19 protein-coding genes are annotated in these 18,188 nt (G+C 53.1%); 13 read left to right on the forward strand and 6 right to left on the reverse strand.

The features are described 5' to 3' along the window. Positions 1-99: 99 nt before the first annotated feature. The gene (locus EGT74_RS10575; protein ID WP_123846474.1) at positions 100-387 is read right to left on the reverse strand and encodes a hypothetical protein; all 288 of its coding nucleotides are present in this window, start codon (positions 385-387) and stop codon (positions 100-102) included. Between the two features lie 202 nt (positions 388-589). On the opposite strand from EGT74_RS10575, the gene EGT74_RS10580 reads away from it, so the two are divergent. Then, entirely contained in the window at positions 590-1,366 is a 777-nt protein-coding gene (locus tag EGT74_RS10580) for a DUF4350 domain-containing protein (protein WP_123846475.1), read from the forward strand. 69 nt (positions 1,367-1,435) lie between these two features. Here EGT74_RS10580 and EGT74_RS10585 read toward each other — a convergent pair whose 3' ends face one another. After that, positions 1,436-2,524 (reverse strand): metallophosphoesterase, encoded by a 1,089-nt coding sequence (locus tag EGT74_RS10585; protein WP_220392837.1) that lies wholly within the window; start codon positions 2,522-2,524, stop codon positions 1,436-1,438. A 142-nt stretch (positions 2,525-2,666) separates the two neighbouring features. Between EGT74_RS10585 and EGT74_RS10590 the strand changes: the two genes are divergently transcribed. Next, positions 2,667-3,353, forward strand: a complete 687-nt coding sequence (locus EGT74_RS10590) for a hypothetical protein (protein WP_123846476.1) — start codon at positions 2,667-2,669, stop codon at positions 3,351-3,353. Between the two features lie 84 nt (positions 3,354-3,437). Further along, complete coding sequence (locus EGT74_RS10595) at positions 3,438-4,148, forward strand: tetratricopeptide repeat protein (protein WP_158618088.1); 711 nt, start codon at positions 3,438-3,440, stop codon at positions 4,146-4,148. Positions 4,149-4,232: 84 nt separating this feature from the next. On the opposite strand, the gene EGT74_RS10600 is transcribed toward EGT74_RS10595, so the two are convergent. Together EGT74_RS10600 and EGT74_RS10605 are read right to left on the reverse strand one after the other, a co-directional pair. Continuing rightward, on the reverse strand, positions 4,233-5,858 hold the full coding sequence (locus tag EGT74_RS10600) for a sodium/sugar symporter (protein ID WP_123846478.1): 1,626 nt from the start codon (positions 5,856-5,858) through the stop codon (positions 4,233-4,235). A 34-nt stretch (positions 5,859-5,892) separates the two neighbouring features. Beyond that, positions 5,893-6,783 carry an inositol oxygenase family protein gene (locus EGT74_RS10605; RefSeq protein WP_123846479.1) on the reverse strand — a complete coding sequence of 297 codons (891 nt, stop codon included), beginning with the start codon at positions 6,781-6,783 and terminating at the stop codon, positions 5,893-5,895. A 100-nt stretch (positions 6,784-6,883) separates the two neighbouring features. Between EGT74_RS10605 and EGT74_RS10610 the strand changes: the two genes are divergently transcribed. From EGT74_RS10610 to EGT74_RS10640, 7 genes are all read left to right on the forward strand, one after another. Beyond that, positions 6,884-7,894, forward strand: coding sequence for a LacI family DNA-binding transcriptional regulator (locus EGT74_RS10610; protein ID WP_123846480.1), 1,011 nt, complete (start codon positions 6,884-6,886; stop codon positions 7,892-7,894). Between the two features lie 33 nt (positions 7,895-7,927). Continuing rightward, complete coding sequence (locus EGT74_RS10615) at positions 7,928-8,680, forward strand: hypothetical protein (protein WP_123846481.1); 753 nt, start codon at positions 7,928-7,930, stop codon at positions 8,678-8,680. A gap of 558 nt (positions 8,681-9,238) precedes the next feature. Further along, on the forward strand, positions 9,239-9,919 hold the full coding sequence (locus tag EGT74_RS10620; protein ID WP_123846482.1) for an NUDIX hydrolase: 681 nt from the start codon (positions 9,239-9,241) through the stop codon (positions 9,917-9,919). Positions 9,920-9,921: 2 nt separating this feature from the next. Further along, the gene (locus EGT74_RS10625; protein ID WP_123846483.1) at positions 9,922-11,442 is read left to right on the forward strand and encodes a nicotinate phosphoribosyltransferase; all 1,521 of its coding nucleotides are present in this window, start codon (positions 9,922-9,924) and stop codon (positions 11,440-11,442) included. A gap of 10 nt (positions 11,443-11,452) precedes the next feature. Beyond that, positions 11,453-11,998 carry an NADAR family protein gene (locus EGT74_RS10630; RefSeq protein WP_123846484.1) on the forward strand — a complete coding sequence of 182 codons (546 nt, stop codon included), beginning with the start codon at positions 11,453-11,455 and terminating at the stop codon, positions 11,996-11,998. Between the two features lie 6 nt (positions 11,999-12,004). Next, positions 12,005-12,847 (forward strand): ribose-phosphate diphosphokinase, encoded by an 843-nt coding sequence (gene prs, locus EGT74_RS10635; protein WP_123846485.1) that lies wholly within the window; start codon positions 12,005-12,007, stop codon positions 12,845-12,847. Positions 12,848-12,937: 90 nt separating this feature from the next. After that, positions 12,938-13,168 (forward strand): thioredoxin domain-containing protein, encoded by a 231-nt coding sequence (locus EGT74_RS10640; protein ID WP_123846486.1) that lies wholly within the window; start codon positions 12,938-12,940, stop codon positions 13,166-13,168. Positions 13,169-13,661: 493 nt separating this feature from the next. On the opposite strand, the gene pdxR is transcribed toward EGT74_RS10640, so the two are convergent. Beyond that, positions 13,662-15,110, reverse strand: a complete 1,449-nt coding sequence (gene pdxR, locus EGT74_RS10645) for a MocR-like pyridoxine biosynthesis transcription factor PdxR (RefSeq protein ID WP_123846487.1) — start codon at positions 15,108-15,110, stop codon at positions 13,662-13,664. A 113-nt stretch (positions 15,111-15,223) separates the two neighbouring features. On the opposite strand from pdxR, the gene EGT74_RS10650 reads away from it, so the two are divergent. The 3 genes from EGT74_RS10650 to EGT74_RS10660 all read left to right on the forward strand — a co-directional run bounded on the left by EGT74_RS10650 (position 15,224) and on the right by EGT74_RS10660 (position 17,784). Continuing rightward, on the forward strand, positions 15,224-15,697 hold the full coding sequence (locus EGT74_RS10650; RefSeq protein WP_123846488.1) for a cupin domain-containing protein: 474 nt from the start codon (positions 15,224-15,226) through the stop codon (positions 15,695-15,697). Between the two features lie 59 nt (positions 15,698-15,756). Then, positions 15,757-16,641 carry a dihydrodipicolinate synthase family protein gene (locus tag EGT74_RS10655; protein WP_123846489.1) on the forward strand — a complete coding sequence of 295 codons (885 nt, stop codon included), beginning with the start codon at positions 15,757-15,759 and terminating at the stop codon, positions 16,639-16,641. Between the two features lie 102 nt (positions 16,642-16,743). Further along, the gene (locus EGT74_RS10660) at positions 16,744-17,784 is read left to right on the forward strand and encodes an aldo/keto reductase (RefSeq protein WP_123846490.1); all 1,041 of its coding nucleotides are present in this window, start codon (positions 16,744-16,746) and stop codon (positions 17,782-17,784) included. 40 nt (positions 17,785-17,824) lie between these two features. On the opposite strand, the gene EGT74_RS27060 is transcribed toward EGT74_RS10660, so the two are convergent. Continuing rightward, on the reverse strand, positions 17,825-18,088 hold the full coding sequence (locus EGT74_RS27060) for a hypothetical protein (RefSeq protein WP_220392838.1): 264 nt from the start codon (positions 18,086-18,088) through the stop codon (positions 17,825-17,827). Between the last annotated feature and the right edge of the window lie 100 nt (positions 18,089-18,188).

The following is an 18,188-nucleotide window of genomic DNA, read 5'->3' on the forward strand; positions in this document are numbered from 1 at the left end:
GTATATGGCTACCGGGGTGCCTGCCGGGAAATTCGGCAACACTTATACCTCCGGCAGTAGTCCGCAATCAATGGGCACGACGTGCATGCCGGGCTGTTATCAATACACATTGAAAAACGCCAGCGCCGGTGAGGGCTGCTGCCGCAAAAACTTTTCAAGTTCATAGTTGAGCTGGCGGCGCACCTGTTTGCGGCAGATGTGCAGCGTTTTGCCTTCTATTTTCCTTTCCATCAGCTGCTCATGACCGGCGGAATAAAACCGGATGATGGTGTAAGGATGGGGCGTGCGGCCGGTTTCTACCGTCCAGTATGGCAAAGGTGTTTGCGCCGGAAGCGCCAGCGGAGCCATGAACGTGCATAAGAGCACGGCGTAGAAGAATTTTTTCATCCTGAAGTTATTTAGATCAATGTTCGCAGGCGGGGCAGGGGCCCCGGGGTAACCATGCAAAACTATCACCCTCACCGTGCCCGGACGAGCACTTTCCGCTGAATCGCCGGAATTGATACCTGAAATGCAGCATTGAGTGACTGCAAACGTTTGCGTTTCCGGGGAATCCATCGTATTTTGACTGTTCTCAACCGATACAAATATGAAAGCAGTCCTTTCCGCCATACTGTTACTGGCCTCCCTTGGCGCGGCCGCGCAAAAAGTGGTGCTCGACAGTTATTTCAACAACGAGATCAAAAAAGATGCGGCCGGTAAACCGTATTCCTGGCATTACAAATGGGAGGAAACGGCCATGAGCGGCTTTTCCATATTAGGTGGAAAGTTTTTGCAGCAGGGGGCGGACACGGCCACATTGTATGGTCCGCCTACCGCAGCCAGCCTGCAACATGCGGATGTGTACATCATCGTGGATCCTGACAATGCCAAAGAAAATCCTGCACCGCATCTGGTGTCCGGTACCGATATCAAGGCCATCGTAGAATGGGTGAAAAAAGGCGGCGTATTGCTGCTGATGGGCAACGACAGCGCCAATGCGGAACTGGCGCATTTCAGCCGGTTGTCGCAGGCATTCGGGATTACCTTCAGCAACCGCAGCAGGAATATGGTGAAAGGAAAGGATTATCGGACCGGATCGGTGCTCATCCCTGAAGGACACGCCATCTTCCCCTCTGTTAAAAAAGTGTACCTGAAGGAGCTCAGCATACTGGACGTGAAGCCACCCGCAAAGGCCATGGTGAAGATAGGGGATGATGTGATCGTCGCCGTATCGAAAGTGGGGAAGGGAACGGTGTTTGCCGTGGGCGACCCCTGGCTGTACAATGAATATACGGATGGCACCAGGATACCTGCGGATTATCAGAATGCTGCTGCGGCGGACGACCTGGTGAAATGGACGTTGCAGCAGTGCCGGAAGAAATAGCGTATCACGACCGATAAAAAAACGGGTGTCCTGCATAGCGGAACACCCGTTTTTTTTATGCGCGTGCGTTTAGTCGAGTTTTATTTCAAACTGGTCGTAGTCCGCCGTTCTCCAGGCGAATTGCCGGGTGGTGGGAGAAATCGCGAACAGGGGAGAGAAGGTTTTCACTTTCACCGTATTGTTGGCCGTAAACTCCAGTATCCGCAACCATCCGTCGCCGCCGTTGCCAAACCATCCGCCGCCCAGCGCCTGCGCGTTAAACACCATCTGGTGCACTTTTTTGCCGGCCGCGTTCAGGTCGGTCCGGAAAGCCAGGTGCGCCTTTGGATCGTCCGGTGCACCGATGTGCCCACCGAACACCATGCGGATATTCTTTGAAGGTTTGATCAGTTTGTCAAAGATGGCGGCGCCGTAGTTACGGTCCTTCAGCAGATATTTTTCGCTGACGATATGTTCGTTCTGTGCATTGAGGTAGGAGTGGGTCAGCACGATCACAAAATGCTCCTTGTATTTCGGCTGGTTGACCACCTCCGCCGCCCACGTCAGTACGGTATCGCGGGGCGCGAACTCGAGGTTCAGCACGAGCATTTTTTTACCGTGCGGGGAGGTGAATTCGAAGGCGGCGTTTTCCATGGTGGGAATGCCTTGTCCGTTCAGGGTTACCTCCCGCAGCATTTTCTGCGTCAGGAAGTTTTTATCTACCGGGAAGTATTCATTGTAGCGGGTGATGCGGATTTCAGCGCTTTTGTAGCCGTAGTCGTGGTTGCCGGTGGCGGCGATGTAGGGCACTCTGGCGTCGAGGTGGCTGAATGCGCGGGCAACGGCTTCCCATTGTCTTTTGCTGGGCTGGTTCCCCACCTTGCCGTCCGGGTTGATGAATTCATTCTGTTCAACGAGATCGCCGGTACACAGTACCAGCTTTATTTTCAGCGAATCGATGCTCTCCGCGATCCACTGTGTCATAAGCTCGAACAGCGGCTGGTTGCGGCTGAATTTGTTATAGGTCTGCGGGTCCGGCACCAGTATCATCGACCAGGAGTCGGCCGCGCTGAGTGCAGGCGGAGTATATTTCTGCTGGGCGTTGATGGAAAGGGCGTGCAGCATGGCCCATAAAAACAGCGCCGGGCGAAGGCAGCGCCTGAAAATCTGTAGTGTCATGGAAAAAGGATTGAATCGATTTGAGTGCCGGACAAGTTAGCAGCATTTTTATGCCCATGCAAGCGCGATAGCAGCTTTTTTATGACCGGCGTCAGGAAAAAACAGGCGGCGAAGGCGTATATTCCGTTATAAATCCGCAGTGATGCCTGCCATGCCCCTGTACATACCTGTTACCTTTGTGCTCGCCACTTTCGTGGCCGTATGGTTATTTTACCGTGCAACCCGCAGCAAAGCGGCGTTGATTGTGTTAGCAGGCTGGCTGGCGCTTCAGGGCGCCGTTGCCGCTACCGGCTTTTACACCGTTACCAACACCCTGCCGCCGCGTTTTCTTTTGCTGGTGCTCCCGCCCCTGCTGACCATTCTCCTCATTTTCCTGACAAAACAGGGAAGGGCCTGGATGGATACGTTCAGCGACAGCCGGCTCACCTGGCTGCATGTGGTGCGGGTGCCCGTGGAGCTGGTATTGTACTGGCTGTGCCTGCAGCAACTGGTGCCGCAGCTGATGACGTTCGAAGGCCGCAACCCGGATATCCTCAGCGGCCTCACTGCCCCGCTCGTTGCCATCTTCGGATACATGCGGCACCGGCTCCCCAAAAGCGTGCTGCTCGCCTGGAATTTCATTTGCCTGGCCCTGCTGCTGAACATCGTGATACACGCCATCTTATCCGCGCCCACCCCTTTCCAGCAACTGGCGTTCGACCAGCCCAACCGGGGTGTGTTGTATTTCCCTTTTGTGTGGTTGCCCGGCTGCATCGTGCCGCTGGTGCTATTCAGCCACTTAGCGGTTATCCGCCGGCTGCTCGCGCAGGGAAGCGGGCCGGCACTTTGAATCCTGGCCGGATTTGATTAATTTGGCATGGTCTTAAACCTCATCATACCTATGCCCTTTCCGTGGTGGAATAACTATTATTATTTGTTTGGGATAGCCCAGGTGTTCTGTATTGTGCATGCCCTCAAAACCGGTCGCCGCGACTGGATTTACATCATTCTCTTTTTACCGGTTGCCGGTGCGGTGGCGTATTTCATCAAAGAGATGCTGCCCGAGATCAACCGCGGCGTATTCTGGGAAAACCTGCAGCGCCTCTTTTTCCCGAACGCCCGCCTCCGCGACCTGGAGCGGCGCGTACGCATTTCGGATACCATCACCAACAAAATGAACCTGGCCGAAGAGCTCATGTTGCTCAAACGGTACGATGAGGCGATGGCCCAGGCCACAGCCTGCCTGCAACTGCGCCCCAACGATGCGGGCATCATCCTGCCGCTGGCCAGGATGCAGTTCCATAGCGGCCGGTTTGCAGAAAGCGCGGAAAATTTTCAGAAAGTACTGGGCATCAAAAACCGGATGAACAACCCGGACGATGAGCTGCTGCTGGCGCGGGCGCTGGAAGGCATGCAGGAAACAGAGAAGGCGGAAGAAGAATATAAACGCATCATCCGCCTGCATCACTCGCTCGAAGGGCGTTACCGGTACGGCCTGCTGCTGAAGCAGCTCAACCGCCCGCAGGAAGCGGCGGCGCAGTTCCAGGCCGCAAAAGATGAAATTGAATTACACCCGCGATACGTCAGAAAACTGCACGCCCAATGGGCTCGCCTTTCGGCAAGGGAACTGCGCACGGTGCGATGACGGGTGGAGTGCCCCGGGGAAATTACCTGCCTTGCGATAGTTATATGTAAAATGAGCGTGATGATTCGCGGCAAGCGATAGCCGCTACCAGAATACGGTGTACAGCGCCGTTAGAATTCCGACGATAATGATGGACCCCACGATGAATCCCGGCGAGGTGCGGAACATCTTCGTGTCTATTTCGATGACCGGTTTTGCCGGTGCGGGTTTCGTCAGACTGATGACGGTCATGAGCACGATAAGTACCACAAACGTAATGCTCATCCTGTCGAGGAACGGGAAATCCGGGAACGCGCCGCTTGTCCATACCGGCAGGAACTTCAGTACCGTGGAAATGGGGATCGTCAGCAGTGCAGCCGTCATGGCGGCTCCGGCCGTAGTGCGTTTCCAGAAGAACCCCATCAGGAAGATAGCCAGCACACCCGGCGAAATAAAGCCCACATATTCCTGGATGAACTGGTACGCCTGGTCGAGCGAGCGCAGCGCCGGCGTTACGATGGCGGCCAGCAGCATGGCAATCACCACCGCCCACCGGCCGATCAGCACCTGTTGCCTTTCGGAAGCGTTTTTGTTGAAGTATTTTTTATAGATGTCCAGCGAAAAAATCGTGGAGATACTGTTGGCTTTTCCGGCGAGGGAGGCTACGATGGCGGCCGTTAACGCGGCGAAGGCCACGCCTTTCAGTCCCGGCGGCAGCAGGTTCATGAGCGTGGGGTACGCATGGTCCGGCTTCAGCACGCCGTTGGCGTCGCGCATTTCCTGGGCGAACAGGCCGTTTTTGTGCAGCACATACATCACGATACCGGGCAGCACGGCAATCACGGGTACGAGCAGTTTCAGGAAAGCGGCAAAGAGAATGCCTTTGCGGGCCGTTTTCAGATCGGCGCCCAGCGCGCGTTGCGTGATGTACTGATTGCAACCCCAATACGCGAGGTTGTTGATCCACATCCCGCCGATAAGCACAGACAAGCCGGGCAGATCCTTGTAATAAGGATTGCTCTTGTCGAATATCATATGGAAGTGGGTGGGCGCTTCTTTTCTTAATACGGACAAACCTTTGAGGATATTGCCGCCATACCCGAAATGGTCCGCCAGCAGCGACAGCGCGAGGTAGGTGGTGACCAGCCCGCCGACGATCAGCACCAGCACCTGGATCACATCGGTGTACCCGATTACTTTCATCCCGCCCAGCGTTACGATCACCGAAAAAATGCTGAGCCCGGCAATGCACCATTCGAACGAAATATTGGAGATGGAAGCGATGGCCAGGGCGCCGAGATAAATGATGGAGGTCAGGTTCACAAAAACATATACCAGCAGCCAGAATACGGCCATCACGGTGCTCACCTTGTCGTTGTACCGCTTGGCCAGGAACTGGGGCATCGTAAAGATCCTGTTCTTGAGATAGAGCGGGATAAAAAATATGGCCACGATAATGAGGGTGGCGGCTGCCATCCATTCATATGTGGAAATGGCCAGCCCGAGGGCAAAGCCGGAGCCCGACATGCCGATGAAATGCTCCGCCGAAATGTTGGACGCGATCAGCGATGCGCCGATGGCCCACCAGGTCAGCGAGCCTTCAGCCAGGAAAAATTCGCTGGCGCTGGCAGATGCATTCCTCTTTTTATGGTACACGTAATACCCATAGGCTGCAATGGCAAAGAAATAGATAAAAAATACAATGTAATCCGCAGCTTGCAGTTTATTCATACGCAGTGGAATCAGGCCTGGCTAAATGTAACGATCAGAATTTTAATGTACGCGGGAGATATTTTGCCACCAGGTCTTCATAATACGGCCGGAGCTGTTTCCAGTCCGGAGGCACAGGGCATTTTGAATAGAGGTCGTACGGATTGAACAGTTTCACCCATTTGAGCATCTCGCGGTCGTGGTCATCGAGCAGGTAGTCGTAGCTGCCTTCGCGGTGCCAGGCGTAAAACGAGTGATAGCGCAGCATATACAGCGCCGGCTCCGGCAGATGGTCTTTCATCATCTGGTACACGTATTCATCGTGCCCCCACGACATATGCACGTTGCGCAGGCCGCAGTTTTCGGTGTACACGCCCAGCCGGGACTGGTATTTTGGATTGTTGAAGTCCGGGTTGTTTTTGAAGAACTCGGGATAGACGATCTTATCGGAATAGGCGCATCCCACGGGGAAAGTATCGCCTACCACGGCCCACTGGGGCTCACCGAAAAGGCATAGCACCTTGCCCATATCGTGCATCAGGCCCACCATCACCATCCAGTCGGGGTGCCCGTCTGCCCGGATGGCTTCTGCCGTTTGCAGCAGATGCTGGAACTGGTCGAGATCCGTATCCGGGTCGGAATCGTCGACCAGCTGGTTCAGGAAGTCGAACGCTTCCCATACCGGCATTTCTTTTTTATCGAAAGACAGGTAGGCGGCGCGCTTTTCCTGCACAAAATCGTAGGTCTGGTAAGTATGATTGAGGCGGTAGAACTCCCTCACCGTATCCCTTTGAGGGGTGTCATAGTTGCGGAATTCGGCCTCGGTTTTTTCTTTGGCGATGGCGCCCGGTTCGGGGTACCGTTCCAGTACGGCGTCTTCCCATTCGTCGAGGCTGTTCAGCGGATTGATTTCTTTAGCGGTGAAATTGTTTTGTCGGGTGTCCATGACGTGAAATTTACGGTGAGCGACTTTCCTAAATATCAGTTTTTTTGCAGATTCTTTCCAGAATAGCAGTAGTTTTATTTACGAAACCGTTTTCGTCTGCATGAAGCAAGTTACGATCAGGGCGCTGGCCCGGGAGTTGAATTTATCGGTGTCTACCATTTCCAAGGCGCTGCGCGACAGTTACGAAATAAGTGCTGAAACCAAGCAGCGCGTATTGGCGTTGGCGGCCACCCTCAACTACAAGCCCAATCCGTATGCCAGCAGCCTGCGGGGCAAAAAGAGCCGCACCATCGGGGTGGTGGTGCCGGAGGTGGCGGACAGTTTTTTCTCACTGGCCATCAACGGGATAGAATCCGTGATGAAAGCGATGGGCTACCATGTGCTTATTTGCCTGACGCACGAACAGTTTGATAACGAACAGCTGATTCTGAACGAGTTCCAGAGCGGGCGGGTAGACGGGGTGCTGATGTCCGTATCCCGCGAAACCCTGAACGGCGACCATATCCGCAGCCTGACCGAGCAGGACGTGCCGGTGGTGTTTTTCGACCGGGTGCTGGAAGAAGTACAAGCCCCCCGCATCGTGACGAACGATTTCGAAAGCGGGTACGCCGCCACCGCCCATTTGATCGAAAAAGGCTGCCGGGAAATCGTATACCTGGGCATTTCCAAGAGCCTTTCCATCAGCAACCGCCGGATGGAGGGTTACCGGCAGGCCCTGGCCGATCACCGCCTCAAATGCACCGAAAACAATATCGTTGCCTGTACCAACGACCCGGCCGAGAACTACCGGGCCGTAAAAAAAATCCTGCTGCGCAAAGCGCCGAAACCGGACGGCATCGTGGCTTCCGTTGAAAAACTGACCACCACCGTATACCAGGCCTGCAACGATCTCCGCCTGCAGATTCCCCGCGACGTTAAAGTGGTTTGTTTTTCTAACCTTGAAATCGCCACCATCCTGCATCCTTCCCTTACCACCATTACCCAGCCCGCGTTTGAAATGGGCCGCGCCGCTGCGAGCCTGCTGCTGAAGGCAATCAAGGGAACGGATGTAAAGGGAGCGGAGATGGTCATTCCCTCCGTGCTGATACCGCGGGGCAGCACCGCCGGCTGAAACCTGTTATGACAACTGAAAATACCACTATTGATGACTTTTGACTTCGCATTGCAATTCAAAGATTACAGCACAACGGAACTGTTACAAATCACCCTCCACCCCGATACCTATGACCCACAGGCCGTAGATGCCGCCGCGCGCATCCTGGCAGCCCGCCAGGTGCCGGAGGCCGAAATAGCGGAGGCCTCTGCCGCCATCCTGGAGGACGCCGACAAAGCGCATGCCCGCCGCAACAAAATCGACGGTTACAAAACGAAGGCGAAAGAAACGCTGGAACATGTGCTGGAGCCTGGCGGAGAGGTGAAGCCCGCCATCTGGATCAGAATATTCGTCGCAGTTGTGGGGTTGCAATATGTCTGGAAACTTTTCGAAAACACTGTCGCCTTCGTCAGGATGGTGCAATATGAGGGCCTTGGCGGTTTGCCGGGTGGTTATGTGCTTTACCTGTTGCAGTTCGCCTATACGCCTTGCCTGATTTACCTGCTGATCAAAAGGAACCGCTGGGGCTGGATATTGCTCGTGCTGGGCTGCACCCTCGCCGTGGTGAACGGGCTGATTGGCTGGTATTATTCCTATAAATTGCAGTCCTTTTTCAAAACGGACTACATCTGGTTAGTCTTTTCCCTGGCGCTGAACGCCGCTTTCCTGTATTTTTTACTGAAAGAGAAGATCATGCATTATTTCCACGTAAAACCCATAGTGAAACAACGCACTGTAGCGGCGATGTGGCTGATTGCGGCAGGTACTTTCTTTTTCAACGTATACCTGGAATTGCGGCATTGATACGATAGCGGATCTTTCTGTACCGGTGCGAATGAAGGGCCTGCGATGTGCCTGATTGCGGCGTTTTTTTTCGACGTATACCAGGAATTGAGACATTCATACGATAGCCGTATCTTTTTGTACCGGTGCGAATGAAGAGCCTGCCGACGTGCCTGATTGCCGCAGTCGTTTTCTTTTTCAACGTATACCAGGAACTGAAACTTTCATACGATAGCCGTATCTTTCTGTACCCGTGCGAATGAAGAACCTGCGATGTGCCTGATTGCGACAGTTGCTTTCTTTTTCAGCGTATATCAGGAATTGAGACATTCATACGGTAGCCTGATCTTTTTGTATCGGTGCGAATGAAGAACCTGCGATGTGCCTGATTACGGCAGCTGTTTTTTTCCGATGGATATCAGGACATTGATACGATAGACGTAGCTTCTGTTACCGGTACGAACGGAAACCGGTGGATAACAATGAATTCTTGCCCACCCCGATCTTTACCCGGAATAAAGGAAAATTTGGTCATACCGGAAACTTTATTTTACTTTGTGTCATAATAACGCAAACATAATGAAACCATTTTCTTCATATCAGAATCCCGCCCTTGCAGCAGACCTGGTGGTGTTTGGTTATTATGACAACACCTTGTCCGTTTTACTGCTGAACAGCAAGGCCGAGCCGTTCAAAGACTGCTGGACCCTGCCCGGCGCATTCGTGCAGATGGAAGAAACCCTGCAGCAGGCCTGCTCCAGGATTCTCACCACCAAACTGGGGATGGACAAAGTGTACCTCGAGCAGCTATATACCTTCGACGACCCGCAGCGCGACCCGCGGGGAAGGGTGGTGGCCGTTGCGCACTACGCCCTCATCAACCCGAAAAAATTCGAGGTGGTGGCCGGTCAGATGGCCAACGACGTCAGGTGGTTCCCCGTTAAAAAACTACCGGCGCTGGGTTTCGATCATAAAGAGATGTTCGGCGTTGCGCTACAACGCCTCCGTTCTAAAATCCTGTATTTCCCGGTAGGGTTCGAATTGCTCGACGAACAGTTTACCATGACGGAGCTGCACGAGCTCTACGAATGTATCCTGGGTATCGGCATCGACCGCAGGAACTTCCGCCGGAAGATCCTGGATTCGGAATACATCATCAATACCGGCGTCAAACGCGAAGGATTGCAGAACCGCCCCGCAGAACTGTACAAATTCAACAAAAAACTGAAACGGAATAATTTTCAACTTAATATCAGTTAACTATGACAACTTCACCCGTATTATTGAAGGATGGCTATAAAGTAGGGCACAAATTCCAGTACCCGGAAGGCACTACGCTTGTTTATTCCAATCTGACCCCGCGGAAGTCACGGAACCCTGAAATCGACGAGATCGTATTTTTCGGGTTGCAGTATTTTATAAAAGAATACCTGGTGCGTCAGTTTAATGATTACTTCTTTTCAAAACCGAAAGAAGAAGTGTTGCGCCAGTACGCACGCCGAATCGACAATTACCTCGGTAAAGACAGTATCACCTACCAGCACATGACAGACCTGCACGACCTGGGTTATCTGCCGCTTGAAATCAAGGCGCTGCCGGAAGGCTCCCTGGTGCCCATGCGTGTGCCGATCTTCACCATCAAAAACACGGTGCCTGAATTTTTCTGGCTCACCAATATGCTGGAAACATTGCTGAGCGCCATTCTCTGGAAACCCTGTACATCCGCCACCACGGCTTTTCAATACCTGAAAACTTTCACGCGGTATGCGCGTGAAACGGTGGGGGACGATAAAGGTTTTATTCCCTGGCAGGGCCATGACTTTTCCTTCCGAGGCATGAGCGGCGTGGAAGATGCGGTGATGAGCGGCGCGGGGCACTTGTTGTCTTTCGCCGGAACGGATACCATTCCCGCCATCGACTTCCTCGAAGCATTCTACAACGCGGACTGTGAAAAAGAACTGATCGGCGGTTCGGTAGCGGCCACAGAGCACAGCGTGATGTGCATGGGCACGCAGGATGCGGAGATCGACACCTTCGAACGCCTGATCACACAGGTGTATCCGGGTGGGATTGTTTCGATCGTAAGCGATACCTGGGATTTCTGGCAGGTGATCACGGAGTTTTTGCCGGCGCTGAAAGACAAAATCCTTGCCCGCGATGGGAAAGTGGTGATCCGCCCCGACAGTGGCGACCCCGTGAAAATCATCGTCGGTGACGATGCAGCACCCGTTGGAAGTCCGGCTTACAAAGGCGCGATCGAATGCATGTGGGAAACCTTCGGCGGCACCATCACCACGCAGGGTTACAAACTGCTCGACGGGCACATCGGCCTCATTTACGGCGACAGCATCACCACCGAACGCCAGCTCGCCATACTCGAAGGCCTGAAGCAAAAAGGATTCGCCAGCTACAACGTGGTGCTTGGCATCGGCTCTTATACTTACGAGTACGTAACCCGTGACACGTTTGGTTTTGCGATGAAAGCCACCTACGGTGAAGTGAACGGCGTGGGCAGGGATATCTTTAAAGACCCCAAAACCGACGACGGCACTAAGAAATCAGCGAAAGGGCTGATGCAGGTGTTCAAAAACACCCTCACCGGCCGCCTCGAACTGAAAGACCAATGCACCTGGGAAGAAGAAGCGCAGGGTGAACTGAAGACGGTGTTTAAAGACGGCCGCCTCCTTACCGACTGGACGCTGGCCGACATCAGGGCCCGCGTGCAGGAACATGTAGAGCAGTCGGAGAAAAATGAAAACAAGGCGCAAACGGTAAGCGCGTAAAGCATTTGACATGAATTATAGTAATACCTGGTTAATCGAAAAATATAATACAGGGGAAAGACTGAAGTTTCTCTTTTTCTGGGGGCATCAGCCTTCAAAGGATGCAACCGTCACCAAAAGTTGTTTTAGTCAATGGTGGCTGTCGCCGTTTACTGTCGACGGGATACTGTATCCATCTGCAGAGCATTGGATGATGGCCGAAAAGGCGCGTCTGTTCGGAGATGACGAAGCATTGCAGCGCGTGCTGGTGGCCAAAACACCGGCGGAAGCGAAAAAGATAGGCCGGCTGGTCAAAAACTTTGAGCCTGCCTTGTGGGACGAAAACAAATATCAATCCGTAGTCGAAGGCAACCTGCATAAATTTTCGCAACACGCGGATCTGTTGGCTTTTTTGCTGAACACAGGGGACCGTGTATTGGTGGAGGCCAGTCCTGTCGACAAGATATGGGGCATCGGCATGGCCGGTGATCATAAAGACGTTGAGAATCCCACGCGTTGGAAAGGCGAAAACCTGCTGGGTTATGCATTAATGGAAACCAGGGATAAACTCCAATAGAAAACTATGACGACATTCAACCTGATAAACCCCGCGCAATCGGACATCCCGTTTTCCGCAATGGTGTTCCCCGATGGCCAGCCGCACGTAAAGATCGATGCCGCGGGCGCAGCGCAAACCGGCCGGAAGGCGCCGCTGAGGATACTCACCCGTCTGAACAATGCCAATGATCTGCTGTTGGCGCTGTTCGTCAAAAACACACTCGATTACATGGAGTTTGAACATATCGAACTGCACGTATCGTACCTGATGGCTGCGCGGATGGACCGTGTGATGCTGGACGGGGAGCCTTTTTCACTGAAAGTGGTGGCGGCTATTCTGAACGGTGGCGGATTTAAGAAGATCAAAATATTCGATCCGCATTCCGAAGTGAGCACAGCGCTGATAGATCGTTCTTATGCGGTTACCAACCATGCTTTTGTGCAGGATGTGCTGGACGATTATTTCAGCAAACATGGTAAAACGCCGTTCTGCCTGGTATCTCCCGACGCCGGGGCTTTGAAGAAGATTCACAAGGTGGCGCAGGCGCTGCAGATAGAAAATGTGGTGGAGTGCATGAAAGAACGCGATGTGAAAACCGGGGCGCTCACCAGCTTCAAAACAGCTGCAGCGGACCTTTCCGGCCAAACCTGTTTTATTGTGGACGATATCTGCGATGGTGGCGGAACATTTGCCGGTACGGCGAAACTGCTGAAAGATAAAGGGGCTGCAACAGTGGTGCTGGTTGTCAGTCATGGTATTTTCAGCAAAGGCACCGTTATCAGCGAGGTGGATGCGATTTACACGACCAGTTCATTCAGGCTGGTGGAAGGGATTCAATGCATGCCGGTAGAGCAATATCTCCAATAACCCGCTGGTCCTTTTTTGGCCGGAATGCTGAATTCTGGATGGGCCATCCCGTTGTGCTTCGACGTAGTTTTGTGGCCTAAACACAACATTATGAGCAAAGCAAAGTTTTATCATGCGGGTTGCCCGGTATGTGTGACCGCTGAACAGGAAATCATTTCACTGATCGGGGAAGATGGAGTGGAAGTAATTCACCTGGGTGAAAATAAAGGAAAGATCGGTGAGGCGGAAAAGCTGGGTGTGAAGTCGGTGCCGGCACTGGTAACCCCTACCGGTAACGTATTGCACATCAACTACGGCGCCGGCATTGAAGACCTGAAATAGCTGTGCCTTTCAAACCATTTGGAGGAGGCGCCCCACCGGGGCGCCTCTTTTACTTTTCAGTAATCATCGTCTTATCGTACAATACTTTTATTTATTGTTACCTCGCATTGTGTTCGATCACTCTGATGAGGTGTTGCTTTTATTTTTCAGTAATCATCGTCTTATCGTACAATACTTTTATTTATTGTTACCCCGCATTGTGTTCAATCACCCCGATGGGGCACTTCCTTTATTTTTTCAGTAATCATCGCCTTATCGTACAATACTATTGTTCATTGTAACCTCGCACTGTATCCAATCACTCCGGTGGGGCGTTTCTTTTATTTTTCTACAATTATTGTCTTGCAGTGTAATACTTTTTTTTGTCGCCTGAAATCGTTTCGGCCGTTCCTGCGATGCGCGTTTTTATACTTACAGTCATTGGAGCACTTTGCATCATCCGTCCGAAAACCTTTTACAGCCCGGGAAGGCACTCTGTTGTGCAGCCAATTCTTTATCGCTTTACGACCGTCGCAATCGTTTTAATGCCTTCTTCCAGTTCTGTCTGCGTCAGCGACGCATATCCCAGCCGCAACGCATTGAGTGGCTCGCCGGTAAAGGAAAACCGCTCGGTCGACATAATGGAAACACCTTTTTTCAACAGTTTGCCGCGCAGTTCTTCTGTATCGACGGGTTGGTTGAAGCGCACCCAGAAGGCCAGTCCTCCTTCCGGTTTCTGATAGGTGACGCGTTTCGACAAATGGGTGGTCAGGTACTGGTCCATCAACTCCCTTCTTTCCCCATAAATACCGAATGCGCGTTTGGCGTGGCGGTTAATGGCGCCTTCTTCCATCAGTTCCGCAATGGCCTGTTCCATAATGGTATCGCCCTGCCGGTCGATGATCGAGCGCAGGCTGGCTAGCGATTGGATGAAAGCCGCCGGGCCGGTAACGTAGCCTATTCTCACGGCGGGCGCCACCAGTTTACTGAGCGAGCTGATGTAAATCACATTGGCGGCGTGCGCGTTACTCGCCAAAGGCAGCAGGCTTTTTGCCTCGAAGTGAAACTCGTGATCGTAATCGTCTTCAATAATGGCGAATCCGTAGCGATTGGACAGTTCGATCAGTTTTAACCTGCGCTCCACTTTCATGCTCACGGCAGTAGGGAACTGATGGTGCGGGGTGACATACACCGCTTTGATGCGGCGCGATTTGCAGAGTTGTTCCAGTTCTTCGATGACCATCCCTTTATCGTCCACTTTAATCGGCACCAGCTTTGCGCCGGCTTTACCGAATGTTTGCCACGCGGGCAGGTAACCCGGCGATTCCATGGCAACGGTATCGCCGTTGCTGATGAGCGTGTGGGCGGTGAGGTAGAGCGCCATCTGGCTGCCGCGCGTGATGCAGATATCGTTATGATGAACATTCATGCCTCTTTTGTGCGAAAGCATGGCCGTCAAGGCCAGGCGCAGCCTTTCTTCCCCTTTTTCGCTGCCATATCCCAGCATCCGCCAGCGCGCTTTCTGTTTGAAGATGCGTTTGTAGGCGCGGGCCAGTTCTTCCATGGGGGCGAGGCGCACGTCCGGCAGGCCGTCGTTGAACGCGATGAGGTTGGCGGTGACGGAGCCCTGCATCGGTTGTATGGTATGATAGTCGTTGAACCCGAAGCTGCTACCGGTGCGCGGCGGTTCGTTTTTGAAGCGCGGCAGTTCGCCCGACACAAAGGTGCCCCGTTTGCCGGTGGTTTCGAGCCAGCCTTCGGCGATCAGTGCTTCATAGGCCAGCACCACGGTTTTCCGGTTCACGCCGATGTCGTCTGCCAGCACGCGGCTGCCGGGTAAAGGCGTACCCGGCCTGAGGCGGCCCTTTTTGATTTCCGCAATAATACCGTCTGCGATCTGCTGGTAAACGGCCAGCTCATTCCCGAAGTCTATGGGAAGAATGGTATGCCATGGTCTTAACATTGGCCCATCTGTTTTAGTTAAAACTGGATTATTAACGTCATCCAAAAATACACAAATTTTGTGTGGTCAAAACGCCTTCCGGCATTATTTCTTAATCATTAAATCTTCATAACATGGAACAGCTGAAAGAAAAGAAACCTGCGCAGTTTTCTTCCAAAGATTTTCACCAGACTTTTGCGCGCCCGGTATACGTGCCGCCAACCAAACTGATTCACCGCAACGTAGAACAGGCGGGAGAGCACAACCAGTTTTCCACTGAGCGGAAGCACCCGGTATTTTTTGTAGACCTGCCCACTAAAAACGTGAGCATGACGATCGGCGGATTATTACCGGGCCAGCTCACGAACCGGCATCGCCATACTTATGAAACGGTGCTGTACGTGATAGAAGGCAACGGTTACACGGAAATTGAAGGCGAGAAGGTGGAATGGACGGCCGGCGACGCCGTGTACATTCCCAGCTGGGCCTGGCACCGTCACCAGAACCTGAGCGACAGTGAGCCTGCAAAATATATAGCCTGCGAGAACGCGCCGCAACTGCAAAACCTCGGCGTGGCGTTAAGAGAAGAAGAAGGACGCGATCTGTAACGCTGATCAGGGGGCGGTTCGTCCACCCGCCTGATATTTTAAACTACCAAATCAACCCAATGAACGATAAGAAAGTATTCCAGGGTATCATTGCGTATCCTATTACGCCATTTGACCAGCAGGAAAGGGTGAACATTCCCCTTTTCAAACTATTGATCGAACGACTGGTATTATCCGGTGCGAATGGTATTGCACCGCTTGGCAGTACCGGCGTGATGCCCTATCTCGACGACGAAGAAAAGGAGTCCGTAACGGAAGCCGCGCTGAAACAGGTGAATGGCCGTATACCGGTACTGGTGGGTGTTTCCAACCTCACCACCGAAAGGACCATCTACCATGCGCAGTTCGCCGAAAAAGCCGGGGCAGACGCGGTCATGATCATCCCGATGAGCTACTGGAAATTAACGGACGATGAGATATTCCGCCACTACGACAAAGTAGCCGCCAGCATTTCGATCCCGGTGATGGCCTATAACAACCCGGCCACCGGCGGCATTGATATGTCCGCCGCCCTGTTGAAAAGGCTGCTGCGGATCCCCAATGTAACGATGATCAAGGAAAGCACCGGCGACGTACAGCGCATGCACTACCTGCGCCGGGAGCTGGGAGAAGAGGTGGCCTTCTACAACGGCTCCAACCCGCTTGCGCTCGCAGCTTTCGCAGCCGGCGCGAAAGGGTGGTGCACGGCTGCGCCGAACCTCATACCGGAGTTAAATAATGGATTGTATAAAGCCATCCGCGAAAACCAGCTGCAGCAGGCACAGGACATTTTTTACCGCCAGTTTGAATTGCTGCAGTTCATTGTAGGAAAAGGATTGCCGCGGACGATCAAAGCCGGCCTGAAAATATTGGGCGTGGAAAGCGGTTATCTGCGCAGTCCGTTGCAACCATTGACAGATGCGGACTATCAGCAACTGGAAAAGATGCTGTTAGCGATCCGGTAATCCGTCAGCACCGGCATCCTACAATACTGTGACGTAAACCATTTGTGTTTCCCTTAGATTTGATATCCGAACAATCGTGTTGAAATATAAAAGGAACAGCAAATGGAATTCAGACAATTGGGCGCATCGGGCCTGCAGGTGCCGGTGCTGAGTTTTGGGACCGCCACTTTCGGCGGCGGCAACGACTTTTTCAAAGCATGGGGAAGCACGCAGGGCGAAGAAGCAAAAAGGCTGATCGATATCTGCCTGGATGCGGGCATCAATTTTTTCGACACCGCGGATGTTTATTCCGATGGGCTTGCGGAGGACCTGCTGGGCAGGGCGATCGCAGGCAGGCAGCGTGACAGGCTGATACTGTCCACCAAATCCACCTTTACTTTCGGCGAGGGGCCCAATAACCAGGGCTCATCGCGGTTCCATATTTTGCGGCAGATCGAGGGCAGTCTCAAACGGCTGGGCACCGATTACATCGACGTGTATCACATGCATGGCTTTGACGGGAATACCCCTGTGGAAGAAACCCTGAGCACGCTCGATCATCTCGTGCAAAGCGGCAAGGTGCGCTATATCGCCGCTTCCAATTTTTCCGGATGGCACCTCATGAAATCGCTCGGCATTTCGGAGAAATACGGATGGAGCCGTTATGTGGCCCACCAGGTGTATTATTCGCTGGCCAACCGGGAATATGAATGGGAACTGATGCCGCTGGCGCTCGATCAGAAAGTGGGCGGCATCATCTGGTCGCCACTGGCTGCCGGCCGCCTCGGCGGGAAGTACCGCCGCAACCAGCCATTGCCGCCGGAGGGCCGTGTGGCGCAGGGCGGAAGCCCGGTGCCGGAAATGGTGGTGAACGAAAACGTGTTCTATAACATCATCGACGCGCTCGACGAAGTAGCCGAAGAAACCGGTAAAACGGTGGCGCAGGTATCGCTCAACTGGCTGCTGCAGCGCCCCACCGTATCGAGCATCATCATCGGCGCCCGGAACGAAGCGCAGTTGCTGCAGAACCTGGAGGCGGTGGGCTGGCAGCTGACGACTGAACAAGTAAAAAAGCTGGATGCGGCGAGTGAATTACCGCCCATTTATCCATACTGGCACCAACGCCAGAACCTGACATTGAACCCGCCGCCGGTATTTTATTAAGTGCTGAATGGCCTGCACCGGATGGTGCGGGCCATTTTATTCAGACATAATAACCCAGGGTGTCGATTACGTTACCGGGACGATGAACTGTATCGGGTTTAAAGATAACATTGAGCCAGTCGGAATAGATAACATTGGCAGTGCCGGGGTCGCCTTTAGGGCCGGCGGGACCGGCAGGGCCACCGGCGCCGGTATCTCCATTCTCACCTTTTTCGCCGGCGGGGCCAACATCTCCGTCTTTACCACAGGAGCTCATAAATAATGCAGCTGTTGCCGTCAGCAACAGGAAGGGCAGAAAACGCATTAAAAGGATTAGTGAATTGAATTTTGGAGGTTGATTATGAAAATTGATTAAAACGATTTGGGTGGGTTAAGCTGGTAAAGGGTCTCGGGCGCCAAACTGC

Origin of the sequence: Chitinophaga lutea, from assembly GCF_003813775.1 — a bacterium.
GTDB lineage: Bacteria > Bacteroidota > Bacteroidia > Chitinophagales > Chitinophagaceae > Chitinophaga > Chitinophaga lutea.

Excerpts from the sequence above, each read along its gene's own strand:
- EGT74_RS10580 (WP_123846475.1), top strand. The coding sequence starts at position 590 with ATGAAAGCAGTCCTTTCCGCCATACTGTTACTGGCCTCCCTTGGCGCG.
- EGT74_RS10585 (WP_220392837.1), bottom strand. The coding sequence starts at position 2,524 with ATGACACTACAGATTTTCAGGCGCTGCCTTCGCCCGGCGCTGTTTTTA.
- EGT74_RS10650 (WP_123846488.1), top strand. The coding sequence starts at position 15,224 with ATGGAACAGCTGAAAGAAAAGAAACCTGCGCAGTTTTCTTCCAAAGAT.
- EGT74_RS10655 (WP_123846489.1), top strand. The coding sequence starts at position 15,757 with ATGAACGATAAGAAAGTATTCCAGGGTATCATTGCGTATCCTATTACG.
- EGT74_RS27060 (WP_220392838.1), bottom strand. The coding sequence starts at position 18,088 with ATGCGTTTTCTGCCCTTCCTGTTGCTGACGGCAACAGCTGCATTATTT.
- EGT74_RS10575 (WP_123846474.1), bottom strand. The coding sequence starts at position 387 with ATGAAAAAATTCTTCTACGCCGTGCTCTTATGCACGTTCATGGCTCCG.
- EGT74_RS10660 (WP_123846490.1), top strand. The coding sequence starts at position 16,744 with ATGGAATTCAGACAATTGGGCGCATCGGGCCTGCAGGTGCCGGTGCTG.
- prs (WP_123846485.1), top strand. The coding sequence starts at position 12,005 with ATGACGACATTCAACCTGATAAACCCCGCGCAATCGGACATCCCGTTT.
- EGT74_RS10640 (WP_123846486.1), top strand. The coding sequence starts at position 12,938 with ATGAGCAAAGCAAAGTTTTATCATGCGGGTTGCCCGGTATGTGTGACC.
- EGT74_RS10625 (WP_123846483.1), top strand. The coding sequence starts at position 9,922 with ATGACAACTTCACCCGTATTATTGAAGGATGGCTATAAAGTAGGGCAC.
- EGT74_RS10620 (WP_123846482.1), top strand. The coding sequence starts at position 9,239 with ATGAAACCATTTTCTTCATATCAGAATCCCGCCCTTGCAGCAGACCTG.
- EGT74_RS10605 (WP_123846479.1), bottom strand. The coding sequence starts at position 6,783 with ATGGACACCCGACAAAACAATTTCACCGCTAAAGAAATCAATCCGCTG.
- EGT74_RS10590 (WP_123846476.1), top strand. The coding sequence starts at position 2,667 with ATGCCTGCCATGCCCCTGTACATACCTGTTACCTTTGTGCTCGCCACT.
- EGT74_RS10615 (WP_123846481.1), top strand. The coding sequence starts at position 7,928 with ATGACTTTTGACTTCGCATTGCAATTCAAAGATTACAGCACAACGGAA.
- EGT74_RS10600 (WP_123846478.1), bottom strand. The coding sequence starts at position 5,858 with ATGAATAAACTGCAAGCTGCGGATTACATTGTATTTTTTATCTATTTC.
- EGT74_RS10630 (WP_123846484.1), top strand. The coding sequence starts at position 11,453 with ATGAATTATAGTAATACCTGGTTAATCGAAAAATATAATACAGGGGAA.
- pdxR (WP_123846487.1), bottom strand. The coding sequence starts at position 15,110 with ATGTTAAGACCATGGCATACCATTCTTCCCATAGACTTCGGGAATGAG.
- EGT74_RS10610 (WP_123846480.1), top strand. The coding sequence starts at position 6,884 with ATGAAGCAAGTTACGATCAGGGCGCTGGCCCGGGAGTTGAATTTATCG.